The 23480-nt window shown below is 65.2% G+C and carries 21 protein-coding genes and 1 pseudogene; 8 read left to right on the top strand and 14 right to left on the bottom strand.

Translation table 11 applies throughout. The features are described from left to right. Nucleotides 1-2 precede the first annotated feature (2 nt). From H7K34_RS07180 to H7K34_RS07160, 5 genes are read right to left on the bottom strand one after another with little or no spacing between them, the layout of a single operon-like run. Nucleotides 3-737: an SDR family NAD(P)-dependent oxidoreductase gene (locus H7K34_RS07180; protein ID WP_264061155.1), complete on the bottom strand. Its 735-nt coding sequence runs from the start codon at nt 735-737 to the stop codon at nt 3-5. Beyond that, complete coding sequence (locus tag H7K34_RS07175) at nt 734-1174, bottom strand: VOC family protein (protein WP_264061154.1); 441 nt, start codon at nt 1172-1174, stop codon at nt 734-736. Before H7K34_RS07175 ends, H7K34_RS07180 begins: the two co-directional genes overlap by 4 nt. A gap of 41 nt (nt 1175-1215) precedes the next feature. Then, complete coding sequence (locus tag H7K34_RS07170; RefSeq protein ID WP_264061152.1) at nt 1216-3120, bottom strand: YhgE/Pip domain-containing protein; 1905 nt, start codon at nt 3118-3120, stop codon at nt 1216-1218. Nucleotides 3121-3122: 2 nt separating this feature from the next. Beyond that, nucleotides 3123-3800, bottom strand: coding sequence for a hypothetical protein (locus H7K34_RS07165; RefSeq protein ID WP_264061151.1), 678 nt, complete (start codon nt 3798-3800; stop codon nt 3123-3125). A gap of 12 nt (nt 3801-3812) precedes the next feature. Continuing rightward, nucleotides 3813-4439 carry a TetR/AcrR family transcriptional regulator gene (locus tag H7K34_RS07160; protein WP_264061150.1) on the bottom strand — a complete coding sequence of 209 codons (627 nt, stop codon included), beginning with the start codon at nt 4437-4439 and terminating at the stop codon, nt 3813-3815. A gap of 113 nt (nt 4440-4552) precedes the next feature. On the opposite strand from H7K34_RS07160, the gene poxB reads away from it, so the two are divergent. Beyond that, a complete protein-coding gene (gene poxB, locus H7K34_RS07155) occupies nt 4553-6289 on the top strand; it encodes a ubiquinone-dependent pyruvate dehydrogenase (RefSeq protein ID WP_264061149.1) in 1737 nt (578 codons plus the stop codon). A gap of 67 nt (nt 6290-6356) precedes the next feature. Here the strand turns inward: poxB and H7K34_RS07150 are convergent, their stop codons facing one another. From H7K34_RS07150 to H7K34_RS07140, 3 genes are all read right to left on the bottom strand, one after another. After that, a complete protein-coding gene (locus tag H7K34_RS07150) occupies nt 6357-7181 on the bottom strand; it encodes an SDR family NAD(P)-dependent oxidoreductase (protein WP_264061148.1) in 825 nt (274 codons plus the stop codon). 90 nt (nt 7182-7271) lie between these two features. Then, entirely contained in the window at nt 7272-8492 is a 1221-nt protein-coding gene (locus H7K34_RS07145) for a cytochrome P450 (RefSeq protein WP_264061252.1), read from the bottom strand. Nucleotides 8493-8503: 11 nt separating this feature from the next. After that, nucleotides 8504-9526, bottom strand: coding sequence for an LLM class F420-dependent oxidoreductase (locus H7K34_RS07140; protein WP_264061147.1), 1023 nt, complete (start codon nt 9524-9526; stop codon nt 8504-8506). 142 nt (nt 9527-9668) lie between these two features. On the opposite strand from H7K34_RS07140, the gene H7K34_RS07135 reads away from it, so the two are divergent. Continuing rightward, on the top strand, nt 9669-11165 hold the full coding sequence (locus H7K34_RS07135) for an acyl-CoA carboxylase subunit beta (RefSeq protein WP_264061146.1): 1497 nt from the start codon (nt 9669-9671) through the stop codon (nt 11163-11165). 22 nt (nt 11166-11187) lie between these two features. On the opposite strand, the gene H7K34_RS07130 is transcribed toward H7K34_RS07135, so the two are convergent. The 5 genes from H7K34_RS07130 to H7K34_RS07110 are packed head-to-tail and all read right to left on the bottom strand — an operon-like array spanning nt 11188 to nt 15815. Beyond that, a complete protein-coding gene (locus tag H7K34_RS07130) occupies nt 11188-12231 on the bottom strand; it encodes a TIGR03857 family LLM class F420-dependent oxidoreductase (protein WP_264061145.1) in 1044 nt (347 codons plus the stop codon). Continuing rightward, nucleotides 12228-12608 (bottom strand): ester cyclase, encoded by a 381-nt coding sequence (locus tag H7K34_RS07125; RefSeq protein ID WP_264061144.1) that lies wholly within the window; start codon nt 12606-12608, stop codon nt 12228-12230. Before H7K34_RS07125 ends, H7K34_RS07130 begins: the two co-directional genes overlap by 4 nt. Next, a complete protein-coding gene (locus tag H7K34_RS07120) occupies nt 12605-13717 on the bottom strand; it encodes an alpha/beta hydrolase family protein (RefSeq protein ID WP_372510707.1) in 1113 nt (370 codons plus the stop codon). The genes H7K34_RS07125 and H7K34_RS07120 overlap by 4 nt, the downstream gene beginning before the upstream one ends. 18 nt (nt 13718-13735) lie before the next feature. Further along, nucleotides 13736-15358, bottom strand: a complete 1623-nt coding sequence (locus tag H7K34_RS07115) for a flavin-containing monooxygenase (protein ID WP_264061143.1) — start codon at nt 15356-15358, stop codon at nt 13736-13738. Next, a complete protein-coding gene (locus H7K34_RS07110; protein ID WP_264061142.1) occupies nt 15351-15815 on the bottom strand; it encodes a nuclear transport factor 2 family protein in 465 nt (154 codons plus the stop codon). The genes H7K34_RS07115 and H7K34_RS07110 overlap by 8 nt, the downstream gene beginning before the upstream one ends. 98 nt (nt 15816-15913) lie before the next feature. Here H7K34_RS07110 and H7K34_RS07105 point away from each other — a divergent pair, with 98 nt between their 5' ends. The 5 genes and pseudogenes from H7K34_RS07105 (at nt 15914) to H7K34_RS07085 (ending at nt 20639) form a co-directional block, all read left to right on the top strand. Continuing rightward, nucleotides 15914-16906: a Rieske (2Fe-2S) protein gene (locus H7K34_RS07105; protein WP_264061140.1), complete on the top strand. Its 993-nt coding sequence runs from the start codon at nt 15914-15916 to the stop codon at nt 16904-16906. Continuing rightward, complete coding sequence (locus tag H7K34_RS07100; RefSeq protein ID WP_264061139.1) at nt 16903-17532, top strand: cysteine hydrolase; 630 nt, start codon at nt 16903-16905, stop codon at nt 17530-17532. The genes H7K34_RS07105 and H7K34_RS07100 overlap by 4 nt, the downstream gene beginning before the upstream one ends. After that, a complete protein-coding gene (locus H7K34_RS07095; RefSeq protein WP_264061137.1) occupies nt 17529-18149 on the top strand; it encodes a PaaI family thioesterase in 621 nt (206 codons plus the stop codon). The genes H7K34_RS07100 and H7K34_RS07095 overlap by 4 nt, the downstream gene beginning before the upstream one ends. Nucleotides 18150-18157: 8 nt before the next feature. Beyond that, nucleotides 18158-19815, top strand: a pseudogene (locus tag H7K34_RS07090) (acyl-CoA synthetase). After that, entirely contained in the window at nt 19812-20639 is an 828-nt protein-coding gene (locus H7K34_RS07085) for an SDR family NAD(P)-dependent oxidoreductase (protein WP_264061135.1), read from the top strand. Before H7K34_RS07090 ends, H7K34_RS07085 begins: the two are co-directional and overlap by 4 nt. Here H7K34_RS07085 and H7K34_RS07080 read toward each other — a convergent pair. Continuing rightward, a complete protein-coding gene (locus tag H7K34_RS07080) occupies nt 20636-22072 on the bottom strand; it encodes a coniferyl aldehyde dehydrogenase (protein ID WP_264061249.1) in 1437 nt (478 codons plus the stop codon). The two genes, H7K34_RS07085 and H7K34_RS07080, sit on opposite strands and share 4 nt — an antisense overlap. Nucleotides 22073-22242: 170 nt before the next feature. On the opposite strand from H7K34_RS07080, the gene H7K34_RS07075 reads away from it, so the two are divergent. Then, nucleotides 22243-23448 carry a cytochrome P450 gene (locus H7K34_RS07075; RefSeq protein ID WP_264061134.1) on the top strand — a complete coding sequence of 402 codons (1206 nt, stop codon included), beginning with the start codon at nt 22243-22245 and terminating at the stop codon, nt 23446-23448. Nucleotides 23449-23480 lie beyond the last annotated feature (32 nt).

Raw genomic sequence — 23480 nt, 5'->3', positions numbered from 1 at the left:
ATTTACTTTCCGCGACCCTTCAGCCGCTGTACCTGGCCGTAGGCATCGATGGGACTGTGCAGGGCCAGGCCACCGTCGGCGTGCACGATCTGTCCTGTCACCCAGGGTAATTCGAGCACGCCCACAATGGCCCCGGCCACATCGTCGGCCTGTCCCAGGCCGCCGAGTGCTGTTCGCTCGGTCATGCCTTCCACCCAGCCGGGCAGAGATTCCGGATTAGCCAGCATCGGCGTCCGGGTCACCCCGGGCCCGACGGCGTTCACCCGGATGTCGTGCCTACCCCACTCCACCGCGGCGACCTTGACCAACATGTCCACGCCGGCCTTCGACACACAATAGGCACCCATGTCGCGATCGGCGATCGACCCGCTGATGCTGGAGACCGCGACGATCGACCCGCCCACCCCCGCGTCGATCATGGCAAGTGCGGCGGCGCGGATCGTCAGCCAAGTGCCGGTGAGGTTCACCGCCAGCACCCGTTCCCAGTCCACCGGCGACTGTTTGAGTAGCACGCCCGCCGCTCCGATTGCGGCGCAGGTCACCACCCTGGTGGGCACACCGCGCTCACGCACGGTTCGTTCCATCGCCGCCGACACCGCATTGGGATCGCTGATATCGCAGGCGATGTCGGCGTTCGCCAAGTCCCACACCACGACGTCGTGACCCGCGTCGCACAGCCGTTTCCCGACTTCACGCCCGATGCCCGACGCGCCGCCGGTTACCAGAGCGATGCTCATTTCGCCCGTCCGATCAACTCGACGAGCACACCGTCCGGTGCGGTGATCACCGCCATGGCGACCGTCTTTCCGTCCGGAGCCACCGCATCGATGCGACGAACACCCTCGGTGAATCCCAATGCCGCCAGAGCGTAGAGCGTCTCGTCGACCTCGCGCTGCAGTGAGAGCAGGAAGAATCCATGCCGCGGCACACTGGACCCCGGTGGCTCCTCGGCTGCGCCCGCTAGCTCCACGAGTTCGACAATCCCGCTGCCGGGCTTTTCCGGATCGCCGAGAAAGATCGATCGCAGCCGGTCGGTCTTGGCGCCGAACAATTCTGGCCAGTTGCCGGTGAAGTGATAGTCCATTAACTGGCTCATGCCCAGGCCGTCACGCCAGAATCGAAGCGATCGTTCGACATCGGAGGTGCAGATCGCCGAATGGTGCACACCTAACATGGGCTTCCTCTCGATTGCAGACTAGCTGCGCAGACCTTTGGCTACATCTTGATCGCGGGGATCAGCCTGCTGACATTCCAGGTTCGGTCTCGTCGTGCGGATACCGACGAGATCGCCAGTGCGACAGCCGTGATCACCACCAGCACGATGATCGCTTGCCACAGCCGGGCGTCGATGCCGCCGAGTATGAGCTGCCGGAGTCCGTTGACGCCGTAGGTCATCGGGTCAAAGCGATGCAAGATCTGGAACGGCCGTGACGTGGTCTCCACGGGGTACATGCCGCCGGCGCTGACGAGCTGCAGCATAAGCAGGGCCATGATCAGCACTCGGCCCACCGCTGGACCTACAAGCGCGTTGATCGCCTGCGTCGCCGCCACGAATGCACCGGAAATGAGAACCATGAATCCCAGCATTGCCACCGGGTGTACCGCGTGCATGCCGAGGGCGAACCGGACCACGCAGTACAGAATGATGGCCTGGAATAGCCCGATCGCCGCCGCCGGCAGATAGCTGGCGAGCACCACGCGGAACGCGAGCACCTCGGCGGCAATCGGGCGGGTCTGCAAGGGCCGCAGCACCATCCACAGCACCAATGCGCCGAAGAACAAGGCCAGCGTCAAGAAGAACGGAGCCATACCGGTGCCGAAGTTAGGCGCGGCATTCTCATGTGAGGCGGCGAGTTGCACCGGGCCACCGATGGTGTCCGCGACCGCATCTTTTTGCTGGGTATTCCAGTTGGGCAACTGCTTAGCCCCGTCGGCAAGTTTGGTCGCCAGCTCGGCAGATCCCGCCTTGAGTTGTTGAGCGCCGTCGTCGAGTTTCGCTATGCCGCCGGCTAATTCGGCGTTGCCTGCGGCGAGCTGTTGGGCTCCGTCGCGGAGTTGGGTGAGCTTGTTCGTCAGCTCCTGGCTGCTATTGCCGACTTGGTCGAGGGCCGATCCCAGCGGGCTGCCGGGTCCGCGCAGCGAAGACGTCATCGCGATCGCGGCGTTTTGCGCGTCGGTGAGCTGCTGGCGGATCTGCGGCGTGAACTGGTGTCCCCGAAGCTGATCCTGGACGCCGCGCAGGTTGTTCGCCAACGGATCCTGTCGCGCGGACAGCTGATCGATCACCGATGAAAGCGCGTTCGCGGCGGCATCCTGGGCCGTGGCGACGGCACCGATCTGATCGTTGGCCTGCTGTAGCGCGCTCGCCCCCTGTTGCAGTTGCTGCGTATTGCCGCTGACTTGCGACAGTGCCCTGGTTATCGCGATCAGTGGGTCGGTGGCTTGGTTGATTCCGTCCGAGAGTTGCCGGGCACCGGCGGCAAGCCTCGCCGAACCGGACCGGGCACTGTCAAGACCGGCCAACAACTGACCGGCGCCGTCATCGAGTCGAGCCGCCCCGTCGGCAGCCTGCTTGATGCCCGCTCCGGACGAAACCACCACCGAAAGCATGTGATTGACCGCCTGTCCGGAGATCCGGCTGGAGACGGCGTTGAGCACCTGGCTGATCGCGGTGCGACCAATACTCGTCGAGATGTAGTTGTTGGCGTCGTTGTAGACGGCGATAAGGTTGGCCTTCTTGGGTTGCCCGGTCACCGGCGACGCGATCGCCGCGCTGAAGTCGGGCGGCAATTCGACCATGAAGTAGTACTTGCCGTGGTCGACCCCGTTGCGCGCTTCCGCTAAGTCCACGACGTGCCACTCCAAGCCACCGTCGGCGGTCAGGCTCTTGGCAATCTCTGCGCCGGCGTTGAACTGCTCCCCGGAAATCATGGCCCCTTGGTCCGAGTTGACCAGTGCCACCGGCATTTTGTTGGTGTGCCCGAACGGGTCCCAGAACGCCCACAGGTATAACGCCCCATACACCAACGGCAGCAGCATCAGCACAACGATGGCCACGCGCGTCAACCGTTTGCGACCGAAACGCTTTATCTCCGAGCCGAATGCGAGTCCAGCCAGCATCGTCAATCCCCTTCGGTCAGGATGCGGTGATCGTGAAGTTCGTGCTCGGGTGCGTCCGTACCGAGCGGGTTGGTGGCACCGACGACGACGGTGCGTTGCTTCGCGATGGTGCCGAGACGCTCCACCGCGATCGCTCGCCGGGAATTGTCACGAACCTGTTCGAGGTCGCCGACCACCAGGATCGGGCGGTTCGACAGCAGGGCCAGCGTGATGCGCAGCAAAAACAGCTCGAGGTCGGACAGCTCAACGATGTAGGCGGCCGACGGCGGCGGGGGTGTCTCGCCGAAGACCTGTGCCAGTTCATCCTGACCGGCTTGCAGCGGCACCAGTGAATACCACGGCGCCAACCACCGGCGTTGCTCAGCGAGCACGGTCGCCACGGTCACCGACTCCTCCAGGTCGTCGATGTCGTCGAAGGCCGCTATCGAGCATTGTCGGCGAATCGCGTGCAGCGTCGTTTCGCCGAGCACGGTCAGCGAGCCGTGGGTGGGCTTGAAGCGCCCCGCGAGGGTCAACAGCAGCGTGGTCTGTCCCGGTCCGCCGGGCATCTGAATCGCGTGAAAGCCCGGCGTGAGCTCGAGATCGACACCCGAGAACAAAGGTCCGTGCTCGCCGTCGACCCCTAATCCGGATGCGACGATCACCGGCGCATCAGCGTCCGACTCGTCTGTTGTATCCATCTGTGGCTCCCCCTAATCGCCGGAATCCGGAGCCGATTCCAGCAGTGCGGTGATCAGTTGCGTGAGCAAGTCAGGGTTTATGGTTCCGGGGCGCAGGACCTCTTCCATCGCGACGCCCAAATTAAGGGTGACGACGAGCTGGGCGAGGTCGGCCAGCCGCCGGTCGGAGGGCACGGTGTCGGTCGACTTGACGATGTGAAGTGCTTGGTCGGCGGCGGCTCGACGGCGTTCGATCAGTCGCTCGCGAAGCTGCGGATCGCGCTGTGCGCGCAGCCAGTACTCGACCAGCAGGACGTAATAGTCGGAATGCTCACGAACCGAGTCGAGCACCGACCGGCTCAATTCGGTTGCGGCCACGCCGGTGTCACCGCCGCTGCTGTCCAGCACCGTCGCGATCTGCTCGCCGCGCAGCTCGAACTCGCGGTCGAGCAGGGCTAGGAACAGTTCGTCCTTGGACTCGAAGTTCGAGTAGACCGCACCCTTGGTGAAGCCCGCGGCCTGACCGATCGCATCGATGGTGGCACCGGCGAACCCTTCGGCGGCGAACACTTTCGAGGCCGCATCCAGGATCCGGTCGCGTACCTCGCCGCGAGTGGGGCGGGTCCGATGCGGCTTGACCGACGACATGTCCCGCAGCATACTCTGCGGTATCGATTAGATACTAATGAGTATCGAAAGCGTCCGGTGCCCCGGTGTGGGATGGTCATTTCTAACGAACCCAACGCCGGACAGACTCGGAGAGGACGGCAACGATGACGACCGTCGCCGACCAGATCATCGCCGCGCTGAAAGCCAGTGGCATCCAACGTGTTTACGGCCTGCCCGGTGACAGTCTCAACGGGTTCACCGACGCGATCCGCCGCGCGGCGGGCATCACCTGGAATCACGTACGCCACGAGGAGGCCGCCGCGTTTGCCGCTGCCGCGGACGCCGCCTTAACCGGTGGGCTGGCAGTGTGCGCCGGCAGCTGCGGGCCGGGCAACCTGCACCTGATCAATGGGCTCTACGACGCGCAGCGCAGCGCGGTTCCGGTGCTCGCGATCGCAGCGCAGATCCCGCTGACCGAAATCGGATCGGGCTACTTCCAAGAGACCCACCCCGAGCAGCTATTCAAAGAATGCAGCGTCTATTGCGAGCTGATCAGCACGCCCGAGATGGCACCGCGCATCGTCGAGATGGCGATGCGCGCCGCCGTCGAAGAACGCGGAGTCGCCGTGGTGGTGATACCCGGCGAGGTGTTCTTGAGCCGAGCCGCACAGAACGCGTGGGACGTTCGCCCCGTGAAGCCCACCCACTCGGTGCTACGTCCCGACAACGAGTCGCTGACCCGCGCGGCCCAGATCCTCGACGTTTCAAACCGGATCACGATCCTCGCCGGCGCCGGCGCGGCCGGTGCCCACGATGAATTGATCGGGTTGGCCGCCACGCTGCAGGCGCCGATCGTTCATGCCCTGCGCGGCAAGGAGCACATCGAATACGACAACCCCTACGACGTTGGCATGACCGGGCTATTGGGATTCGCCTCCGGGTACAAGGCGATCCGCGAGGCCGAGGTTCTGCTGATGTTGGGCACGGACTTTCCCTACCGGCAGTTCTATCCCGAGAACGCCACGGTGATCCAGGTGGATATCCGCGGACGCCATCTCGGCCGGCGCACCCCCGTCGATGTCGGTTTGGTCGGTACGGTCAAGGACACCATCACCGCGCTGGAGCCGCTACTGCGCAATAAGACCGACCACGACCACCTGGACCGGGCAGTGCGGCATTACCGCAAGACCCGAGGATCGATGGACGCGCTGGCGGTCAACGACCGAGACCGCACCCCGATCCGGCCCGAGTACGTGGCGGCAACAATCGACCGGCTCGCCGCCGACGATGCCGTGTTCACCTACGACGTCGGATCCCCGGTGATCTGGGCGGCGCGGTATCTGACCATGAATGGGCGGCGCCGGCTGATCGGTTCAACTACCCACGGCACCATGGCCTGCGCGTTACCGCACGCCATCGGAGCCCAAACCCCGGACCGCGGTCGCCAGGTAGTCGCCCTGGCGGGCGACGGCGGACTCGCCATGCTCTTCGGTGAGCTGCTGACCCTGGTGCAGAACAAACTGCCGGTCAAGGTCGTGGTGTTTAACAACTCCTCGTTGAGCTTCGTCGAGCTGGAGATGAAGGCAGCAGGCATCGTCAACTTCGGCACCGATCTGCGTAACCCCGACTTCGGGGCGGTCGCCCGAGCATTAGGAATGTTCGGTGCCCGCGTCGAAAAGCCCGGCGAACTCGAGTCGGCACTGGCCGGCGCGTTCGCCCATGACGGGCCCGCCCTTGTCGATGTTGTCACCGCCCGCCAGGAATTGAGCATCCCGCCCTCGATCTCCGCCGAACAGGCCAAGGGCTTCACGCTCTACGCGATCCGCACCATCCTTGCCGGTCGCGGCGACGAACTGCTCGACCTGATCACGACCAACGTTGCCCGTCGAATCCTCGACTAACCTCACGCGGGACCATCAATGGCGATTGCCTTGGGAACGAGCGATATTCGGGTGCGCTCCGGGGTGCTCAGCCGAGCGTGGCCGAAGTGCGCTCCCACAGCTCGCGGGCAAGGCTGGGATCGCCGGCCAAGCGGCTGGTTCTAGCGACCCTGCGTTTCGCGAAGTACTCCCCCGGCATCCATTCGTCACCGGGAACGCTGGACGCGAGCCACACCAGTTGGTCTGCCCCTTCGTCCACGCTCGCGGTGAACCGGGCCTGCGGCGTGTACTGCTGCATGAAGACCAGGAACCGCGATCCCGACGCGCGGCCGAAGTTGGAGTTGACGTAGCCGGGATGGACCGTCGCAACGGATAGCCCGCCGGCATGGTAGCGCCGGTGTAATTCCTTGGTGAACAAGACGATAGCGAGCTTGGACAACGCGTAGGCGGTGCCGGGCCGGCGCCGTGCGGTGTCCTGAAGGTCGTCGACGGTGGCGCGGCGAACCAACTTGTGTGACGAGCTGGTCGTGTTGACGATGGTCGCGCGCGAATCGATGAGCACCGGCAACAGCAAGGTGGTGAGCAGGAACGGCGATAAGTAGTTGACCTGATAGGTGTGTTCGTAACCGTCGGGAGTCCGCTGAATTTTGGTTTGCATGCCACCGGCGTTGTTGAGCAACACGTCGATGCGCGAATAATGGGAACGAATCTTGTCTGCCAAGGCACGAACCTGAGCCAAGTCGCTGAAGTCGGCCACGAAGTAGTCCGCGTCCAATTCCGCGGCCACCGAGACGGTCTTGCTCTCCGATCGCCCCACCACCACAACGTCATCACCGCTGCGACGTAACCGTCGGGCGGCCGCGGCACCGATACCGTCGCTGCCGCCCGTGATGACGATCGTCCTATGCGCCATTGCGTAGTCCTCCACAGCGGAGTCTAGCGAGCGCAAGGTAAGCGGATCGCTCAATAACGCCGGGTAGTGCGCATCCCTGGCGGAGCCGACTCAGACCAGCGAATAGCGCACCGGTAGGTGCTTGAGGCCGCCGACGAACGTCGTGGCAACGAGTTCCGGATCACCGCTCAGCTCAATGGATTTGAGTCGGGGCAGCAGCTCGGAGAAGAAGCTGTTGACTTCCATCCGGGCCAGGGCCGCACCCATGCAGAAATGCACGCCGTAACCGAAGGCCAGGTGCTTGTTGGGGTCTCGCCCGACGTCAAAACGGAACGGGTCGTCGAAGACTTCCTCGTCGCGATTGGCCGACACGTAAGACAGCAGCACGGAATCTCCCGCGGCGATAGGCACCCCGCGCACGGTGGTGTCCTCGTTGGCGGTCCGCATGAACTCCTTGACCGGGGTCACCCAGCGGATCATCTCCTCGGTGGCCAACGGCATCAGGTCGAGATTGTCGCGCAACCGCCTCTGTTGGTCCGGATTCTCGACGAGTGCCTGCAGGCCGCCGGAGATGGTCGCGCTGGTGGTGTCATGGCCGGCGGTCGCCACGATCAGGTAGTAGGACACGGTGTCGATGTCGGACAGCGGTTCACCGTCGACGCGGGCGTTGGCGATCGCCGAGGCGAAATCCTCGGTCGGATTCTCGCGGCGGGCCGCGGTCACGCCGTTGAAGTAACCGAACATGTCGAGCAACGCGGGTATCTGATCCTCGCTTGTGTCGCCACGCTTGAATTCGGAGTCGTCGCTGCCGAACAGTTCCTGGGTGAGCTTGAGCATGCGGGCGAAGTCCGCCTCCGGGATACCCAGCAGCGACATGATCACGTAAAGCGGGTAGTTCACCGCAACCTGCTGGACGAAGTCACATTCGGGGCCGACCGCCAGCATCTTGTCGACGTAGATCTTGGCGAGCTCGTCAACTCGCATCTTCAACGCGCGCATAGCCTTTGGACGAAACCAGTCGGAGCCGATCGCACGCACCACTCGGTGTTGCGGGTCGTCCAAATGGATCAAGGTGCGCACCCCGGCCGCGGCTTGCAGCTCGTCGCCCTCGACGGTGGTGAGCACCGGGCGCGGCCAATTCGTGAACAGCATGTTCTCGCGCTCGATGTCCATGATGTCGGCGTGTTTGGTGATCGCCCAGAACGCCTTGTAGTCCGGCACCTCGACCCGCGACACCGGCGCGGTGGCACGCAAATGAGCCAGCGCCGTGTGCAGCCGCTTTTCGTCGGTGTACGCCAACGGATCTGCCAACAACCGACCGGCATCGTCCATCGTCGTTGTGCTCACTGGCGAAACTCCTTCATAGCGGCGGCGATACAGGACTGAGAAGCGTTGTAAAAGATCGGCAGCACGCGGTCGACCACGCCCTCGCAACGGCTTTTCAGGGCGTCGCCGACCTCGTCCACGGGACCTACGACCGCGAAAGCCGAGAGCATTTCGTCGTCGATCAGCGATCCCATCGCATCCCATTCGCCTTGCTTGGACAGGCGATTCAGCTCGGTGTGCAGCTCGCCCCAGCCGTGCAGGTCGAGCACTTTGCGATACGCGGGCGTGGATCCGTAGAAGGCGATCTGCTTGCGCGTGGCCGTCTTTGCCGCCGCAACCTCGGCGTCGTTCTCACCGGTGGCGACCATCACTTCGCACGACACCTCGAAGCCGCGGCGGTCGCGGCCGCTGCGCGCCATGCCTCGCAGCAGCGCCGGCATCGTCACCTCGTCGAGGTAGCGCTTCGAGACCATCGGGTGGCCGAGGTGGCCGTCGGCGACCTCGCCGCACATCTCGGTCATCAGTTCACCGACGGCGGCGATGAACACCTTGGGCACCGAATGCGGGTGCGTCTCCGGGGTGAACATCGGCGTCATGATCTTGTGCGTGTAGAAGTCGCCCTCGAAACTCAGCTTGGCGTCGCCGTTCCAGGCCGACCAGATGGCATGCAACGCGGAGACGAATTCGCGCATCCGGGGCGCCGGATGACTCCACGGCATGCTGAATCGCTTCTCGATGTGGGGCTGGATCTGGGTGCCCAGGCCGAGAATGAAGCGACCCTGTGAGTACTCCTGCAAGTCCCAGGCGACGTTGGCGACGATCATCGGATTGCGCGCGAACGCCACCGCGATGTTGGTGCCGAGTTCGAGTCGCGTCGTGTGCTCGGCGGCCAGCAGCAGCGGCAGAAACGGGTCGTGACTGGTTTCGGCCGTCCAGCCGCCGTCGTAACCCTGTTGTTCCAGGTGGCCGACCGCTTCAACGACGCGTTCCAGTCGATTGGGAATTCCGCCGTCGATCTTGAGGCGGGGGCCGTCAAGCATGCGGGTAACTTTACAGTAAGCAATCCAGTATGTGACCCTGCTCATCGAGTGGCGATTGCAAGCGCGGCATAGCCGGGCGCAGCGGGTCGCCACCATCGGAGTAGGTGCGCGCGACGGCACCCGTAAGAGGTAGGACTTAGTCATGACGAAAGCCCAGGATTGGGACGAGACGCTCGGGGATCTCGACCGACGACGTCAGCACGCGCTCGGCATGGGCGGCCCAGAGCGGCTGGAAAAGCACCGCGGCAAGGGCAAGCTGGACGCCCGCGCCCGCATCGAGCGGCTGTTGGACCCGGACACGTTCCGCGAAATCGGCACCCTGGTCGGGGGCGAGATTGCGGCCGACGCGATCGTCACGGGCTCCGGGCTGGTCGATGGAGTCCCGGTGATGGTGGGCGCCGAGGACTTCACCACGCTGGCCGGCAGCATCGGGCCCGGTGGCAACTCCAAGCGCTACCGGATCGCGGAGCTCGCGGTCCGCGACAAGGTCCCGCTGGTGATGCTGCTCGACGGCGCGGGCTTCCGGCCCACCGGCGGGCACTACGGGCGCACCCCCACCGACCTTCTCGCCCAGACTCAATGCTCGGGCCGGATCCCGACCGTCGCCGCCGTGCTCGGTCCGTCGGCGGGGCACGGCGCGCTCGTCGCCCCGGTGTGCGACTTCCGGATCATGAGTGCCAACGGCACCATCTTCACCGCGGGGCCTCCGGTGGTCAAAGAGTCGACGGGCGAGGATATTTCGAAGGAAGACCTGGGCGGGCCGGGGGTGGCGCTGCCCAGCGGAGTGATCCATAACTTCGCCGAAGGCGACGAAGCCGTGATCGACGACATTCGCCGATACTTGTCGTATTTCCCGCCGAGCGCATGGTCGTATCCGCCGTCGCGGCCCGCCGACGAGACCGCCGAACCGCGCGCGACGCCGGAGCTGCTGGACATCGTGTCTCGCGACAACCGCCGCGTGTACGACATGCGCGCGGTGCTCGATGTGGTCTTCGACGACCCCGACTGGTTCGAGGTGCAGCCGCGCTACGGCAAGGCGATCATCTGCGCGCTCGCCCACCTCGGCGGGCACCCGGTCGCGGTCGTCGCCAATCAGCCCAAGGTGCTGGCCGGGTCGATCGACGCCGACGCGGCCGACAAGGCCGCCCACTTCATCCTGGTGGCCGACTCGTTCCACTTGCCGATCATCTTCCTGGCCGACAACCCGGGGATGCTGCCCGGCAGCCGCTCGGAGAGCATGGGCGTGCTGCGCGCCGGTGGCCGGATGTTCGCCGCGCAGACCGCCGCGACGACGATCAAGCTGCACGTGACGCTGCGCAAGGCGTACGGCTTTGGCTCGATGGTGATGTCGCTGCTCGGCTTCGACCAGCAGACGGCCACCTTCGCCTACCCGGGTGCCACGATGGGCGCGATGAGTGCCGCCGCGCTCAGTCGCGCGACGCACGCCGGCGAGGATGTGTCCGCCAAGCTGCGCGACGCCGAGTTGCAGGCGTCTTTCCGCTCGGCCGAGGGCATGGGGTTCGACGAGCTGATCGATCCGCGCGAAACGCGCGACGCGCTGCTGGCCGCGTTGAAGCGGGGGTTATCGGCCCGCCAGGCCGCCGCGGAGCCGGTGACCCGCACGGTCATATTGCCGTGAGCGGCGCGCGGCGGCGGCTCGGCTAATCCCCCGCCCGGTAGGCCGCGACCACCGGTTCCAGCTCGTCGGGGGTCGCGCCGTGCATGATCACCGCGTCGGCCCCGTACCCGAATTCCTTGCGGATGCGATCCGCACACTGCTGCGACGAGCCGGTGGCCGAGGGCTGCAGCCATTCATCGGGAATCAGCGTCGCGATGTGCTCGATCTGCACGGGCGTCGCCTTGTGATCGATGCCGCCGGCGATCGAGGTCACCACCGCGTCCGCCCGGAAGCGTTCCAGCACAGCGGGATCCCAGTTGTTGGTTTTGACCAACAGATCGCCGTACCCCTGCAGATAGGTGGCCAGCCGGGCGACAGTCTTCTTCAGGCGCAGCTCTTCGGGCAGGTGGTCACCGACCGTTGCGAAGCACGACCACACCCGCACGCTGTCGGGGTCGCGGCCCGCCTTCTCCGCCGCGGACTTGACCGTTTTGACGCAGCGCGCCAACGTCTCCGACGTGAAGTAGGTGTGCAGGATGACATCGTCGAAGGCCCGCCCGCCGAGCTCTAACGTGTTGGGGCCAAACGCCACCAGCGCCAGTCGGATGTCTTCGTTGAAGTCCGGGTCGAGAAACAGGATCGGGTATTTGCCCATCGGGCCGTCGTGGTTGAAGACCAGCTCGCCGTGGAACAGGCGCCGCATGACGTGAGCCCAATCCTCCATCTGCGCGGTCGTGACCGCCGGTATGCCGAAGGCGCCATAGATCGCGGCGATGCCACGCCCGATGCCCAGCGTGAATCGCCCGCGCGAGAGCCGGTGCATCGTGGTTGCCCACGATCCGGTGATCAGCGGGTGCCGCGTGTTGTGATTGGTTGCGGCGGTAGCGATCTGCATCCGATTGGTCACCGCGCAGGCCGCGCCGACCAGAGACGAAGCCTCCTTGACGTTCCAGCGCTCGGAGATGAATCCGGTGCCGAAGCCGAGCTCCTCGCCACGGCGGGCCTCGTCCATCAACGTCGCCGGCCCCTCCCCTCCGGCCCCGGCCAGCAGGTAGTAGCCCAATTCGTCGAGCGCGCGATCAGTCAATTCCAAACTCCTTGGTGGTAGCCGCAGTTCCAGACTTCGGTGATCCGGCCGGCCACGACGCGGAACACTTCGATGCTGGCGATGTGAGTTTCGCTGCCATCGCCGGTGGTGATGATCGAGTCGTAGACGATGGCGACGTGCTCACCGTCCTCATTGGCGATGACGACGTTCAGGTCGAAGTGCAGCGACTCGACTTGTTGCCACATATCCGACACCCGGGCAACGGCCTGCGCGTGGGTCAGTATTCGCGCCTCACCGACCTCGTGCCGGATGACGTTGTCCCCCAATAACTCCTCGGCGAGTTCGAGATCGCATTCGTTCCAGACCACGAGGTTGTACAGTTCGACCACTTCGCGCGCCGTCCGGGTGACCGTCATTGCGAAGCAACCTCACGCAGGAATCGCTCGGAGACTTTTTGTACGCGGCGAGAGAAGATGTGGCCCACGTGGCTGCCGTCGTACCAGTACAGCTGACCGCCCCAGCGCTCCTGCAACGCGTCGGTGGGCTCGCGCATTGCCATCCGATCGTGCCATGCCCCGACGATGAGCCGGCGTTGCGGCGGTGGCGCCGGGTCGACCTTCAGCGGATCGATCACCGACGTCAACTGCGCGACCACCGGGGATCCCAGCAGGTCCCGGAAGGCGTCGCGCGCCGACCCCCAGCGGGAAAGGTGGCGGGCGATCATCGCGTTGAGACCCAGAATAGGGGTGTACAGCGCGACCGCGTCGATTTGCCGCTCCAGGTGCGCGACCAGCGCAGCGACCGGAGTGCCCATCGAAATACCGGACACCACAACGGCACTGGCTTGCGGCTGTGCCCAGCGCAGCACGGCGCGCACCTCCGATACCGACCGCATCATGCCGGCGACGTTGCCCAGTGGATCCATATCCGGATAGGCCGGCCATTCGCGGCGCCGGCATCCGTGGCCCGGCTGCACCGGCATCGCGACGTTGAACCCCAGCGTGTGGTGAATGTGGCCGATGCGCGACAGCAACAGATCTTCGGTGCCGCCCTGACCGGCTCCGTGTACCCAGATCAGCCATGGCCGGCGACCCTCAGGGTGTCGGCACAGGTGCACCACCGCCCTGGCCGGGCCGCTCAGGCCTTCGGCCGCCAGCGTCTCCGGCAGCTGCGGATCGTGCTCGAACGTCATCCGCTCGTACGCCAGTCGGCCGATACGGTGGCGTCGTATCGACGTCGCGCGCAAGGGCTTTGGTGCGGCGTGCGCGCCGTCGATACCCAGCGTCGACAACTCCTCGGCGGCCGGCGCGCATGCGCTTAGCGGCCGCACGTCCTTGGTCAGGTCTCCGCTCAGCAGCGAAAAGCCACTCAGGACAAGTTCGTCCAACATGACCTCGCCGAACTGGCGCGCGCCCCGGCGGGAAAAGGGGTCCCAGCCCGTTGACTCGTTGAGGCCGGCCACCGTGCGCGGCAGCACCATGCCCAGTTCGCGGCCGATACCAATCCCGCGCGTCGCCAATGACATGCCGCTCACCTTAACCAGTTAGGCCAGCTTGAAGCCGGTATATCCGCCGGCGGCGATTTCGTCGCAGCGGCGCCGATATTCGGGAATTGCACCGGTATAGCCCATGTACATCCGCTTCTTGCCGGGCACGTTACCGCCGTTGTACCAAGAGTTGCAGGACGGGTGAACCAACACCGTCGGCGCGACGAGCGCGGTGGCATGTTCGATCCATTCCTGCTGCGCGGTGTCCAGCGCTTCGATGGTGCGGATTCGGTTGTCGCGCAGATGGGCGATGCAATCGCCGATCCACTCCACATGTTGTTCCAGCGCCGCGACGAAGTTCGTGGCCGCGCTCGGGCTGCCCGGGCCCTGGATGGTGAACAGGTTCGGGAAACCGGCGACCGCCAGACCGAGGTAGGACAGCGGGCCTTCGGTAGCCCAGAACTCGCCCAGCGACATGGCAGCACGGCCCCGGACGTCGATGCGACTGAGCGCACCGGTCATCGCGTCGAACCCGGTGGCATAGATGATCACGTCGAGCTCGTACTCCTGGGTTTCGGTGCGGATGCCGTTAGCGGTGATGTCGCGAATCGGCGCCTTGCGCAGGTCGACGAGTGTGACGTTGGGCTGGTTGAACGTCTCGTAGTAGCCCTGATCGATGATCGGCCGCTTGCACGCGAAGGGATGCACGGGCACCAACGACGCCGCGGTCTGCGGGTCCTTGACGATGCGGGCGACCGCCTCGCCGTACAGCTTGGCTGCCATCTGGTTGGCTTCGATGTCGAAGAAGATGTCGCTCCAGTTGAGCGCGCCCATCACACCGTTCTCCTCGACGGCACGCAATTGATCTTCCCGCGACGCCGACTTCAGCGGCGGACTGCTCAGCATTTCCAGCAACACCGAAAAGGCACTCAGGCGCGCCGCTCCGATCGGGTGGGCCCGTTGGGCTTCCCGGATCTCGCCGTACCGGCCTTTCATCTCGTCCAGCTCGCCGGGCGCGAATTGGTGCACCCGCCAGGGCAGCGTGTACGCGGGAGAACGCTGAAATACGCAGAGCTGCAACGCTTGTTGAGCAACCACGGGGATCAGCTGCACTCCGGTGGAGCCGGTGCCGATGACGCCGACCCGCTTGCCGGTCAGGTCGAAACCCTCTTGCGGCCAGCGGCTGGTGAACAGCGAGGTTCCGGCGAACGTCCCCATCCCCGCGATGTCCGGCTGCAGCGGCACCGACAGGATGCCGGAGGCGGCGACGACAAATGGAGCGACAAAGGACTCGCCGGATTCGGTTCGTACCAGCCATACCGCGGCCTCTTCGTCGAACTCCATCGCAACGACCTTGGTGTGGAACGCAATATCGCGACGCAGGTCCAGCCGGTCGGCGACGAAGTTCAGGTACGCCTCGATCTCGGGTTGGGCGGGCATCGACTCCGTCCAGACCCATTCCTGCTGAATCTCTTCGGAGAAGCTGTAGGAGTACTCGATGCTTTCGATGTCACAGCGCGCACCGGGGTAGCGGTTGAACAACCAGGTGCCGCCGACATTTTCGGCCATCTCCAGCACGCGGGTGGGTATCCCGAGCTGCCGCAGCCGGTGCAGCATGTACAGGCCGGAGAACCCGGCGCCGATCACCAGCACGTCGAAGGAGGCGTCGGGTTCAGCCATTCTCGCCACCGCTGATCCTCAGGATCGTTCGAGTCAGGTGCAGGCTCTTGATCCGCCAAGAACCGTCGGCCTTCTGGTAGGTCTCGTGGTAGTGACCCGCGCCGTGCATCTGGCGACCGTCGCCGAAGATGAGCAGGTCCTCCATCGCCCAGATGCCGGTGGCGGTGGCGGCCGAGGTGAGGGTCAGCTCCGGGGTGTGGCAATGGTGCATGGTGGCCACCCCCACCAGGCCACCCAGCACCGTCGGAACGAAGTTGTCGACGCCCTCGATCGGCGCAGCGGTCAGCGGGTCGGCACCGGCGACCGAAACCGCCACGTCCAGGGTGACCACCACATCGGCGGTGAACACGCCGCGCCAGGATTCGACGTCTTTGGTGTCCAGAAATCGGCAGTATCGCGCCTTGAGTTTCCGAAGCTCTTCCAGCTCATCAGCCACCGAGGCAACCGCTTGAGTCATCACGCTCCTTGCCGCGCTCTGGACGAACTTCAGAGGACCTGCTGAAATCTATACTGTAACGGACTTAGTATGAGCGAAACTACTACGGGAGGGCAGGCGTGAGGGTCCCTTTCACCTGGAAAGTCACCGAATGGTTCATGATCGGGTGGTCGCCCGAATTCCCCAATGGCGAGGTCCGGCCCCTGCAGTATTTCGGTGAGGATCTGGTGGCCTATCGCGACGAGTCCGGCGAACTGCACGTTCTGGAAGCACACTGCAAGCACCTCGGCGCCCACATCGGCCACGGCGGCAAGGTGGTTGGCGACTGCGTCGAGTGCCCATTCCACGGCTGGCGCTGGGGCCCGGACGGCACCAACCGGTACATCCCCTATCAGCCGGATCGCCCCAACCGGGCGCTACGGCTGAAGCCGTATCCCGTCCAGGAGCAATACGACTGCGTGTTCCTCTGGCATCACCCGGACGGCAAGGAGCCGCAATGGGAGATGCCGGACATCTTCGGTAAGTTCCCGCAGTTCGAGACGGATCCGGCGGGCTACTACCGGGCGTATCCGGAGTTCTCCCGGCGCGCGGAGCGTGAACCGGTGCATCCGCAGATCGTGGCGGAGAACGCCCCGGACAGCGCCCATTTCGAGTACGTGCACCACGCCACGGTGACACCAAGGGTGCTGGACTGGAAGATCGTGGACCAGGAATGGCAATTCATCGCGGGCTGGCCGGACGCGCGCAGCGATAATCCCGACGATCTCGCGCTGCGGTTCCACAGCCACCTGTTCGGTCTCGGTGGGGCGATCAGCGTCTTTGAGGGCGCGCAGAATCATCGCCTGATTTTCACCTGCACACCGGTGGACGACGAGTGCTCGGACTTGTTCTATTCGATCTGGTGGCCCCGAATTCCCGGCGACGACTCCGACGTGCCCGACGGCAAGCTGCGCGACCTGATCGAAAAGCAGTTCCTGTCCACCGTCTTCGACGACCTGGAAATCTGGCGCTACCAGAAGTACGTCGAGAATCCGGCCCTGTCCAAGGTCGACGCGAAAGGCTATATGGCACTGCGAAAATGGGCGACACAGTTCTACGACGTGCCGGCATGAAGCCTCAGCTCGTCGACCTCGTCACGCCCGCCCACACCGCGATCATCGCTCAGGAGTGTCAGGGCGCGGTGATGGGTCCGGACGCAGGGCTGGACATGCTCGCCGAGGAAGCCCGCCGCGAGGCACTGCCCAACATCGCGCGGCTGTTGCCGGCGGCCCGCGCGGCCGGGGTGCATGTCGTGCACTGCCTGGTGCAGCGACGGCCCGACGGCCTCGGGTCCAACCACAACGCCAAGATCTTCGCGATGAGCTGCGGCAACCAGGTGGACATCACTCCCGGCACGCCAGGTGCCGAAGTGCTACCCGAATTAGGTCCTGCGCCAACGGATTTAATTCTGTGCCGCTGGCACGGCGTGGGACCGATGGGCGGCACCGACCTGGACGCGGTGCTGCGTAACCTCGGGGTGTCCACGGTCGTCGTGGTCGGTGTGTCGCTGAACATCGCGATACCCAATGTGGTGATGGATGCGGTCAACGCCGCCTACCGCGTAGTCATCCCCTCCGACGCCGTGGCGGGCATCCCCACCGAGTACGGTGCTGCGATGATCGCCAACACGCTTTCGCTGCTGGCAACGATCACCACGACCGACGATCTGCTCCAGGCATGGAACAAAGGATCCGCATGACCGACACCGCCTCCGGAACCCGCGGCGGGTTCCCCGACGTCAAACCGGTCGAGGATGCGCCGGCGGAGCTCGGCCCGTTCGTCGCGGCGCTGCGGCGCCTGCAGGACCTGACCGTGTCCACCAAACCGGACCCCGCGCTGTGGGCCGCGGCGGCCGCCCATCTGGAGAACGCCTGCGCCTTGCTGGACGGCCACCAGGTTCCGGAGACCGAGACGGTGGCCGGCCGGGTGCTGAGCCTGCCGGGGTTGGCCCACCCCTTGATGCCGCCCTGGATGGTGACGGAATCCGGGCCCGACGGTGTGACCATGGAAGGGCATTTCACCCAATCCCACGTCGGCGGCAACAACGCGGTGCACGGCGGCATGATCCCGCTGTTCTACGACTGGATGTTCGGCATGGTGGTGTCCACCGCCGGCATCCGCCCGACTCGGACCGCCTACCTGCATGTCGACTACCGCAAAATCACCCCGATCGACGAACCGTTGATCGCCGAAGGCCGCATCAGCAATGCCGAACGCCGAAAGGTCTTCATCACCTCGACGATGACCTCCGCCGATGGATCGCTGCTCAGCGAAGCCAGCGGCTTGATGGTACGACTGCTACCCCACCAGCCGTGAGAGGTATAATGTCAGACAGTACAACACAATTCACGGTTCCCGCCGTTGCCCAGGCCGTCGCCGCCACGATCGGCGACCGGGAATTGCTGATCCAGGGCGATCGACGATTCAGCTACGCGCAGACCATCGAGCGGTCCAACCGGCTCGCCGCGTACCTGCATTCCCGGGGTCTCGGCTGCCACACCGAACGCTCCAACCTCGCCGGTCATGAGGTGGGCCAGGACCTGCTCGGCCTGTACGCCCACAACGGAAACGAATTCGTCGAGTCGTTGCTCGGTGCGTTTGCGGCGCGAGTGGCACCCTTCAACGTCAACTACCGCTACGTCAAGAGCGAGCTGCAGTATCTGCTCGCGGATTCGGGTGCGACAGCGCTGGTCTACCACGCCGCGTTCGCACCGCGGGTGGCCGAAGTCCTGCCCGACCTTCCGCAACTGCGCGTGCTGATCCAGATCGCCGACGACTCGGGCAACGACTTGGTGCACGGCGCAGTCGATTACGACAGCGTCATCGGTTCGACTGCGTCGAAGCCGCCGCCGGTGCAGCACTCCCCCGACGACCTTTACGTCCTGTACACCGGCGGCACCACGGGCATGCCGAAGGGTGTGCTGTGGCGCCAGCACGACATCTTCATGACGTCGTTCGGCGGCCGCAATCTGATGACCGGCGAGCCCGCCGGCTCGGTCGACGAGATCGTGGAACGAGTCGCCGCCGGCCCGGCGACCAAGCTGATGATCTTGCCGCCGCTGATCCATGGCGCCGCACAGTGGAGCGTGATGACCGCCCTGACCACCGGGCAATCAGTCGTCTTCCCTTCCGTCGTCGACCATTTGGATGCCGAGGACGTGGTCCGCACGATCGAGCGGGAGCGGGTGGCGGTAGTGACGGTCGTCGGCGACGCGACGGCCCGGCCATTGCTCGCCGCAATCGAGCAGGGCATCGCCGACGTGTCGTCGCTGTCGGTGATCGCCAACGGCGGCGCCTTACTCACCCCGTACGTCAAGCAGCGCTTGCTCGAAGCGCTGCCGAACGCCTTCGTCGTGGACGGTGTCGGATCGTCGGAGACCGGCGCGCAGATGCATCACATGTCGGCCTCGGGTGCGGTGTCCACCGGCACCTTCAACGCCGGCCCGGACGCCTTCGTGGCGGCCGAGGATCTGGCGTCGATCCTGCCGCCGGGACTGACGGGATCGGCTGGCTGGCTCAGCGCGGTTACATCCCGTTGGGCTACAAGGGCGATGCGGCCAAGACCGCCGCGACCTTCCCGGTCATCGACGGCGTGCGGTATGCGGTCCCGGGCGATCGGGCGCGGCATTGCGAGGACGCGAGTATCGAGTTGCTGGGCCGTGATTCGGTGACGATCAACTCCGGCGGCGAGAAAATTTTCGTCGAGGACGTCGAGACCGCGATCGCCTCGCACCCCGCGGTGGCCGACGTGGTGGTCGCGGGCCGGCCGAGCGAGCGATGGGGCCAGGAGGTCGTCGCCGTCGTCGCGCTGGCCGAAGGAGCACACGCGGATGCCGACGATCTGGTGACCCACGCCGCGCAGTCGCTGGCCCGCTACAAACTGCCCAAGGCGATCGTCTTCCGCCCTGTCATCGAGCGCAGTCCGTCGGGCAAGGCCGACTACCGCTGGGCGCGCGAGCAAGCGGGACAGGAGAATTCATGAAGTATCAGGATCGCGTCGCTGTCGTCACCGGCGCCGGGTCGGGAATCGGACGCGCCTTGACCCAAGCCCTCACCCAGGACGGGGCGCACGTCGCGGCCTCCGACATCGACCAGGCGGGCCTGGCACAGACCCAGGCGATGTGCCGCTCCGGGCACGTGACCACGTATCTGGTCGACGTCGCCGACCGCGACGCGGTGTGCAGGTATGCCGAGGACGTGCGCCGCGATCTCGGGCCCGCCTCGATGTTGTTCAACAATGCCGGGGTGGACCTGTTCGCCAGCATTGCGGACATGTCCTGGAAGGACTTCGACTGGCTGACCGGCATCAACATCGGCGGCGTGGTCAGTGGGACGAAAGCCTTTCTGCCGCAGCTGATCGAAGCCGGCACTCGGGAACAGCCGGCGCGGTTGGTCAACCTGTCCAGCGCCTTCGGCCTGATCGCGGTGCCCTATCAAGGTGCTTACAGCACTTCGAAATTCGCGGTGCGGGGCTTCACCGAGGCGCTGCGCCAGGAGATGATCATCCAGGGCCATCCGGTGACCGTGCACTGCGTGCATCCGGGGGTGGTGCGCACCAACTTCGGGACCAACATGCGGGCCGCGGACACCGAGGATCCCGAACAGGCGGCGAAGTACTTTTCCCGACTGGCACTTACGTCGCCGGAGAAGGCCGTCCGGGCCATCCTGCGGGGAGCCGAGAAGAACCGTCCCCGCATCGTGATCGGACCCGACGGGTGGGCAATGGCGGCGATGCCGCGGCTGCTGGGTGTCCGGTACGCCGACCTGATGGCGCGGGCCGCGCGGTTGAATCCCCAGGCCCGCTAGACGCGCGGATCGCCCTTGAGCCGGCGGCGGGTGCGGGCACGTGTCACGCGCATCATGGCGTCGGCATACCAGCGCATCGATTTCCCGAAGGGTGGCGCTGCGCTGCCGGTGATGCTGAACGGCAGGTCGCTGCCCACCACGGACCGGTGATGGGAGAACGCGTCGAAGCCGGCCTTGCCGTGATACGCGCCCATGCCGCTGCGGCCCACGCCGCCGAAGGGCGCGGCCGACGGAATCATCTGCGCGGCAAAGTCGTTGCGAGCGACGCCGCCGCTGCGGGTGTTGTTTAGGAAGTTGCGGAAGTCGCCGTCATCGGGTCCGTACCAGTAGGCCACCAGGGGTGCGGGCCGCGCGTTGATGTAGTCGATGGCGTCGTCGAGACGCGAGTATCCCTTGACCACCAGGACCGGGCCGAAGACTTCTTCGCTGGCGATCTTCATGGTGTCGTCGATGTCGCGCACGATGGTGGGCGCGATCTTGCGCGAATGACGGTCGGGCAATAGCTCACCTTGCGGCGCAGCGGTTTCCACGGTGGCGCCGTTGGCTCGGGCGTCCTCGATCAGGCCGACGACCCGGTCGAAATTGGCCGAGTTGACGCTCGAGCAGTAATCGTCGTTGGCGACGATACTGGGGAACATGTCGCGCAACGTCTCCCGCGCGACGCCGACGAACGTGTCGATCTGCTCAGCGGGGACGAAGACGTAGTCGGGGCACACGCATACCTGTCCGCCGTTGACCATGCGGCCCTGCGCGATCCGGGTGGCCGACCGGCGGATGTTGGCAGCGGGTGCGACGACGACGGGGTTCTTGCCTCCGAGCTCCAGCGTCACCGGGACCAGGTTCTGCGCGGCGGCCCGCTGCACCAGGGCGCCGACCGAGGGCGAACCGGTGAAGAACAGATGATCGAACGGCAGCGTCGAGAACATCGCCGCGACCTCGGGCCCGCCGGTAACGACCTCGAGTTCGTCGGAGTCGAAGTACTTCGGTGCGGTCGCCTTCATCAACTCGGCGGTGTGGGAGGTGATCTCCGACATCTTGATCATCACCCGGTTGCCCGCGGCGAATGCGGTCGCGGCGGGCAACACCACGAGATTGAGCGGAAAATTCCACGGCCCGATGATGCCGACCACGCCCAGCGGCGACGGCCGCACCTCGGCGCGCAGCCCGAACAGTCCGGCCGCGCGCATCAGCCTGGTCGCCCGCATCCATTGAGCGACATGAGATCTCGTGTGCTCGATCACCGAGATCATGCCGATGACCTCGGTGAACAACGTCGCCGCCTTGGACCGGGTGCCGAAATCGATGGCCATGGCATCGACGAACGCGTCGGTGTTGTCCAGGACCAGCGCCATCAGCCGGTCGATCCGGTTGCGCCGCAGCGCCAGGCCGGGTGGCCCGTCGGCGACGAAAGCCCGGCGCTGGCGGGCCAGAATCGCACCCAAGGTCGCCCGCTGCTGTTCGACGGTGCTGTCAGCACGGTCATCGAGTGTGCTCATGACGCCGCCGATCCTAAGCCCATGTTGTCTACTGTAGTAATTACAGTACGATCTTACGTAACGACGGCCCATTCGTGCTGAGACGGAAGAAGATGCTGGAGATTTAGGTGACGACAAACGTTCACACCGCCGGCACCGGCGAGGAAACCGTCAGCGTGCGCGACCCCTATCCGTACTTCGCGCACAAGCGCCGTCAATCGGGTGTTTTCCGCGGCACGGTCATGGATTACACCAAGACACCCGAGTCCATGCTGCCCAAGAACGAGTACTCCGCGGTGTCGTTCGACGCCGTCAACACGGTATTCCGGGACGGGCGGGTGTTCAGTTCCCGGCCCTACGATAAGACGATCGGCCTGTTCATGGGGCCGACCATTCTGGCGATGGAGGGCAAGAAGCATCGCGAACACCGCAACCTGGTGTCGGCGGCGTTCAAGTCCAGGGCACTGGCGCAGTGGGAGCCGACCATCGTCCGGCCGATCTGCAACGCGCTGATCGACGAATTCATCGAAACCGGCAACGCCGACCTGATCCGCAATTACACCTTCGAGTTCCCGACCCGCGTCATCGCCCGGCTGCTGGGGTTGCCCGACGAAGACCTGCCGATGTTCCGCAAGCGCGCGGTGCAGTTGATCAGCTACCACGTCAACTACGAGAAGGCCTTCGAGGCGTCCGCGGCGCTGAAGGACTACTTCGTCGAGCAGATCGAGCAGCGCAAGTCCAAGCCCACCGAGGACATCATCGGCGATCTGGTCACCGCCGAGATCGACGGCGAAAAGCTGACCGACGAGGCGATCTACTCCTTCCTGCGGCTGCTGCTGCCCGCCGGCCTGGAAACCACCTACCGATCGTCCGGAAACCTGTTGTATCTGTTGCTCACCCATCCCGAGCAGTTCGCCGCGGTGCAGGCCGATCACCAGCTGATCGGCCCGGCGATCGAGGAGGGTCTGCGTTACGAGACGCCGCTGACTACCGTGCAGCGGTTCACCACCGAGGACGTCGAGCTGGAAGGCGTGACAATTCCACAGCGCTCGGTGGTCGGCGTGTGCATCGGCTCGGCCAATCGCGACGAAGCACGCTGGGAGCGGGCCGAAGAATTCGACATCTTCCGCAAGGCCATGCCGCACATCTCGTTCGCCGCCGGCGAGCACACCTGCCTGGGTCTGCACCTGGCGCGGCTGGAGACTCGGGTCGCGGTCGAATGCCTGCTGAACAGGCTGACCAACTTCACCGTGCTCACCGATGACGACCCGCACATCCACGGCCAGCCCTTCCGATCGCCGACGGCGCTTCCCGTGACGTTCGACGCCAAGTAGCGTCCGCGATAGGTCTTCTGACGTCGAGACGA

Origin of the sequence: Mycobacterium montefiorense (genome assembly GCF_025823255.1) — a bacterium.
In the GTDB taxonomy this organism is placed as follows: Bacteria; Actinomycetota; Actinomycetes; order Mycobacteriales; family Mycobacteriaceae; genus Mycobacterium; species Mycobacterium montefiorense.
The sequence above is the reverse complement of the archived record's forward strand: the minus strand, read 5'-3'. Positions and strand labels throughout refer to the sequence as shown.

Bases quoted from the DNA above. Each gene is read 5' to 3' on its own strand.
- H7K34_RS07180 (WP_264061155.1), bottom strand. From the start codon at position 737: ATGAGCATCGCTCTGGTAACCGGCGGCGCGTCGGGCATCGGGCGTGAA.
- H7K34_RS07175 (WP_264061154.1), bottom strand. From the start codon at position 1,174: ATGTTAGGTGTGCACCATTCGGCGATCTGCACCTCCGATGTCGAACGA.
- H7K34_RS07170 (WP_264061152.1), bottom strand. From the start codon at position 3,120: ATGCTGGCTGGACTCGCATTCGGCTCGGAGATAAAGCGTTTCGGTCGC.
- H7K34_RS07165 (WP_264061151.1), bottom strand. From the start codon at position 3,800: ATGGATACAACAGACGAGTCGGACGCTGATGCGCCGGTGATCGTCGCA.
- H7K34_RS07160 (WP_264061150.1), bottom strand. From the start codon at position 4,439: ATGCTGCGGGACATGTCGTCGGTCAAGCCGCATCGGACCCGCCCCACT.
- poxB (WP_264061149.1), top strand. From the start codon at position 4,553: ATGACGACCGTCGCCGACCAGATCATCGCCGCGCTGAAAGCCAGTGGC.
- H7K34_RS07150 (WP_264061148.1), bottom strand. From the start codon at position 7,181: ATGGCGCATAGGACGATCGTCATCACGGGCGGCAGCGACGGTATCGGT.
- H7K34_RS07145 (WP_264061252.1), bottom strand. From the start codon at position 8,492: ATGGACGATGCCGGTCGGTTGTTGGCAGATCCGTTGGCGTACACCGAC.
- H7K34_RS07140 (WP_264061147.1), bottom strand. From the start codon at position 9,526: ATGCTTGACGGCCCCCGCCTCAAGATCGACGGCGGAATTCCCAATCGA.
- H7K34_RS07135 (WP_264061146.1), top strand. From the start codon at position 9,669: ATGACGAAAGCCCAGGATTGGGACGAGACGCTCGGGGATCTCGACCGA.
- H7K34_RS07125 (WP_264061144.1), bottom strand. From the start codon at position 12,608: ATGACGGTCACCCGGACGGCGCGCGAAGTGGTCGAACTGTACAACCTC.
- H7K34_RS07120 (WP_372510707.1), bottom strand. From the start codon at position 13,717: ATGTCATTGGCGACGCGCGGGATTGGTATCGGCCGCGAACTGGGCATG.
- H7K34_RS07115 (WP_264061143.1), bottom strand. From the start codon at position 15,358: ATGGCTGAACCCGACGCCTCCTTCGACGTGCTGGTGATCGGCGCCGGG.
- H7K34_RS07110 (WP_264061142.1), bottom strand. From the start codon at position 15,815: ATGACTCAAGCGGTTGCCTCGGTGGCTGATGAGCTGGAAGAGCTTCGG.
- H7K34_RS07100 (WP_264061139.1), top strand. From the start codon at position 16,903: ATGAAGCCTCAGCTCGTCGACCTCGTCACGCCCGCCCACACCGCGATC.
- H7K34_RS07095 (WP_264061137.1), top strand. From the start codon at position 17,529: ATGACCGACACCGCCTCCGGAACCCGCGGCGGGTTCCCCGACGTCAAA.
- H7K34_RS07085 (WP_264061135.1), top strand. From the start codon at position 19,812: ATGAAGTATCAGGATCGCGTCGCTGTCGTCACCGGCGCCGGGTCGGGA.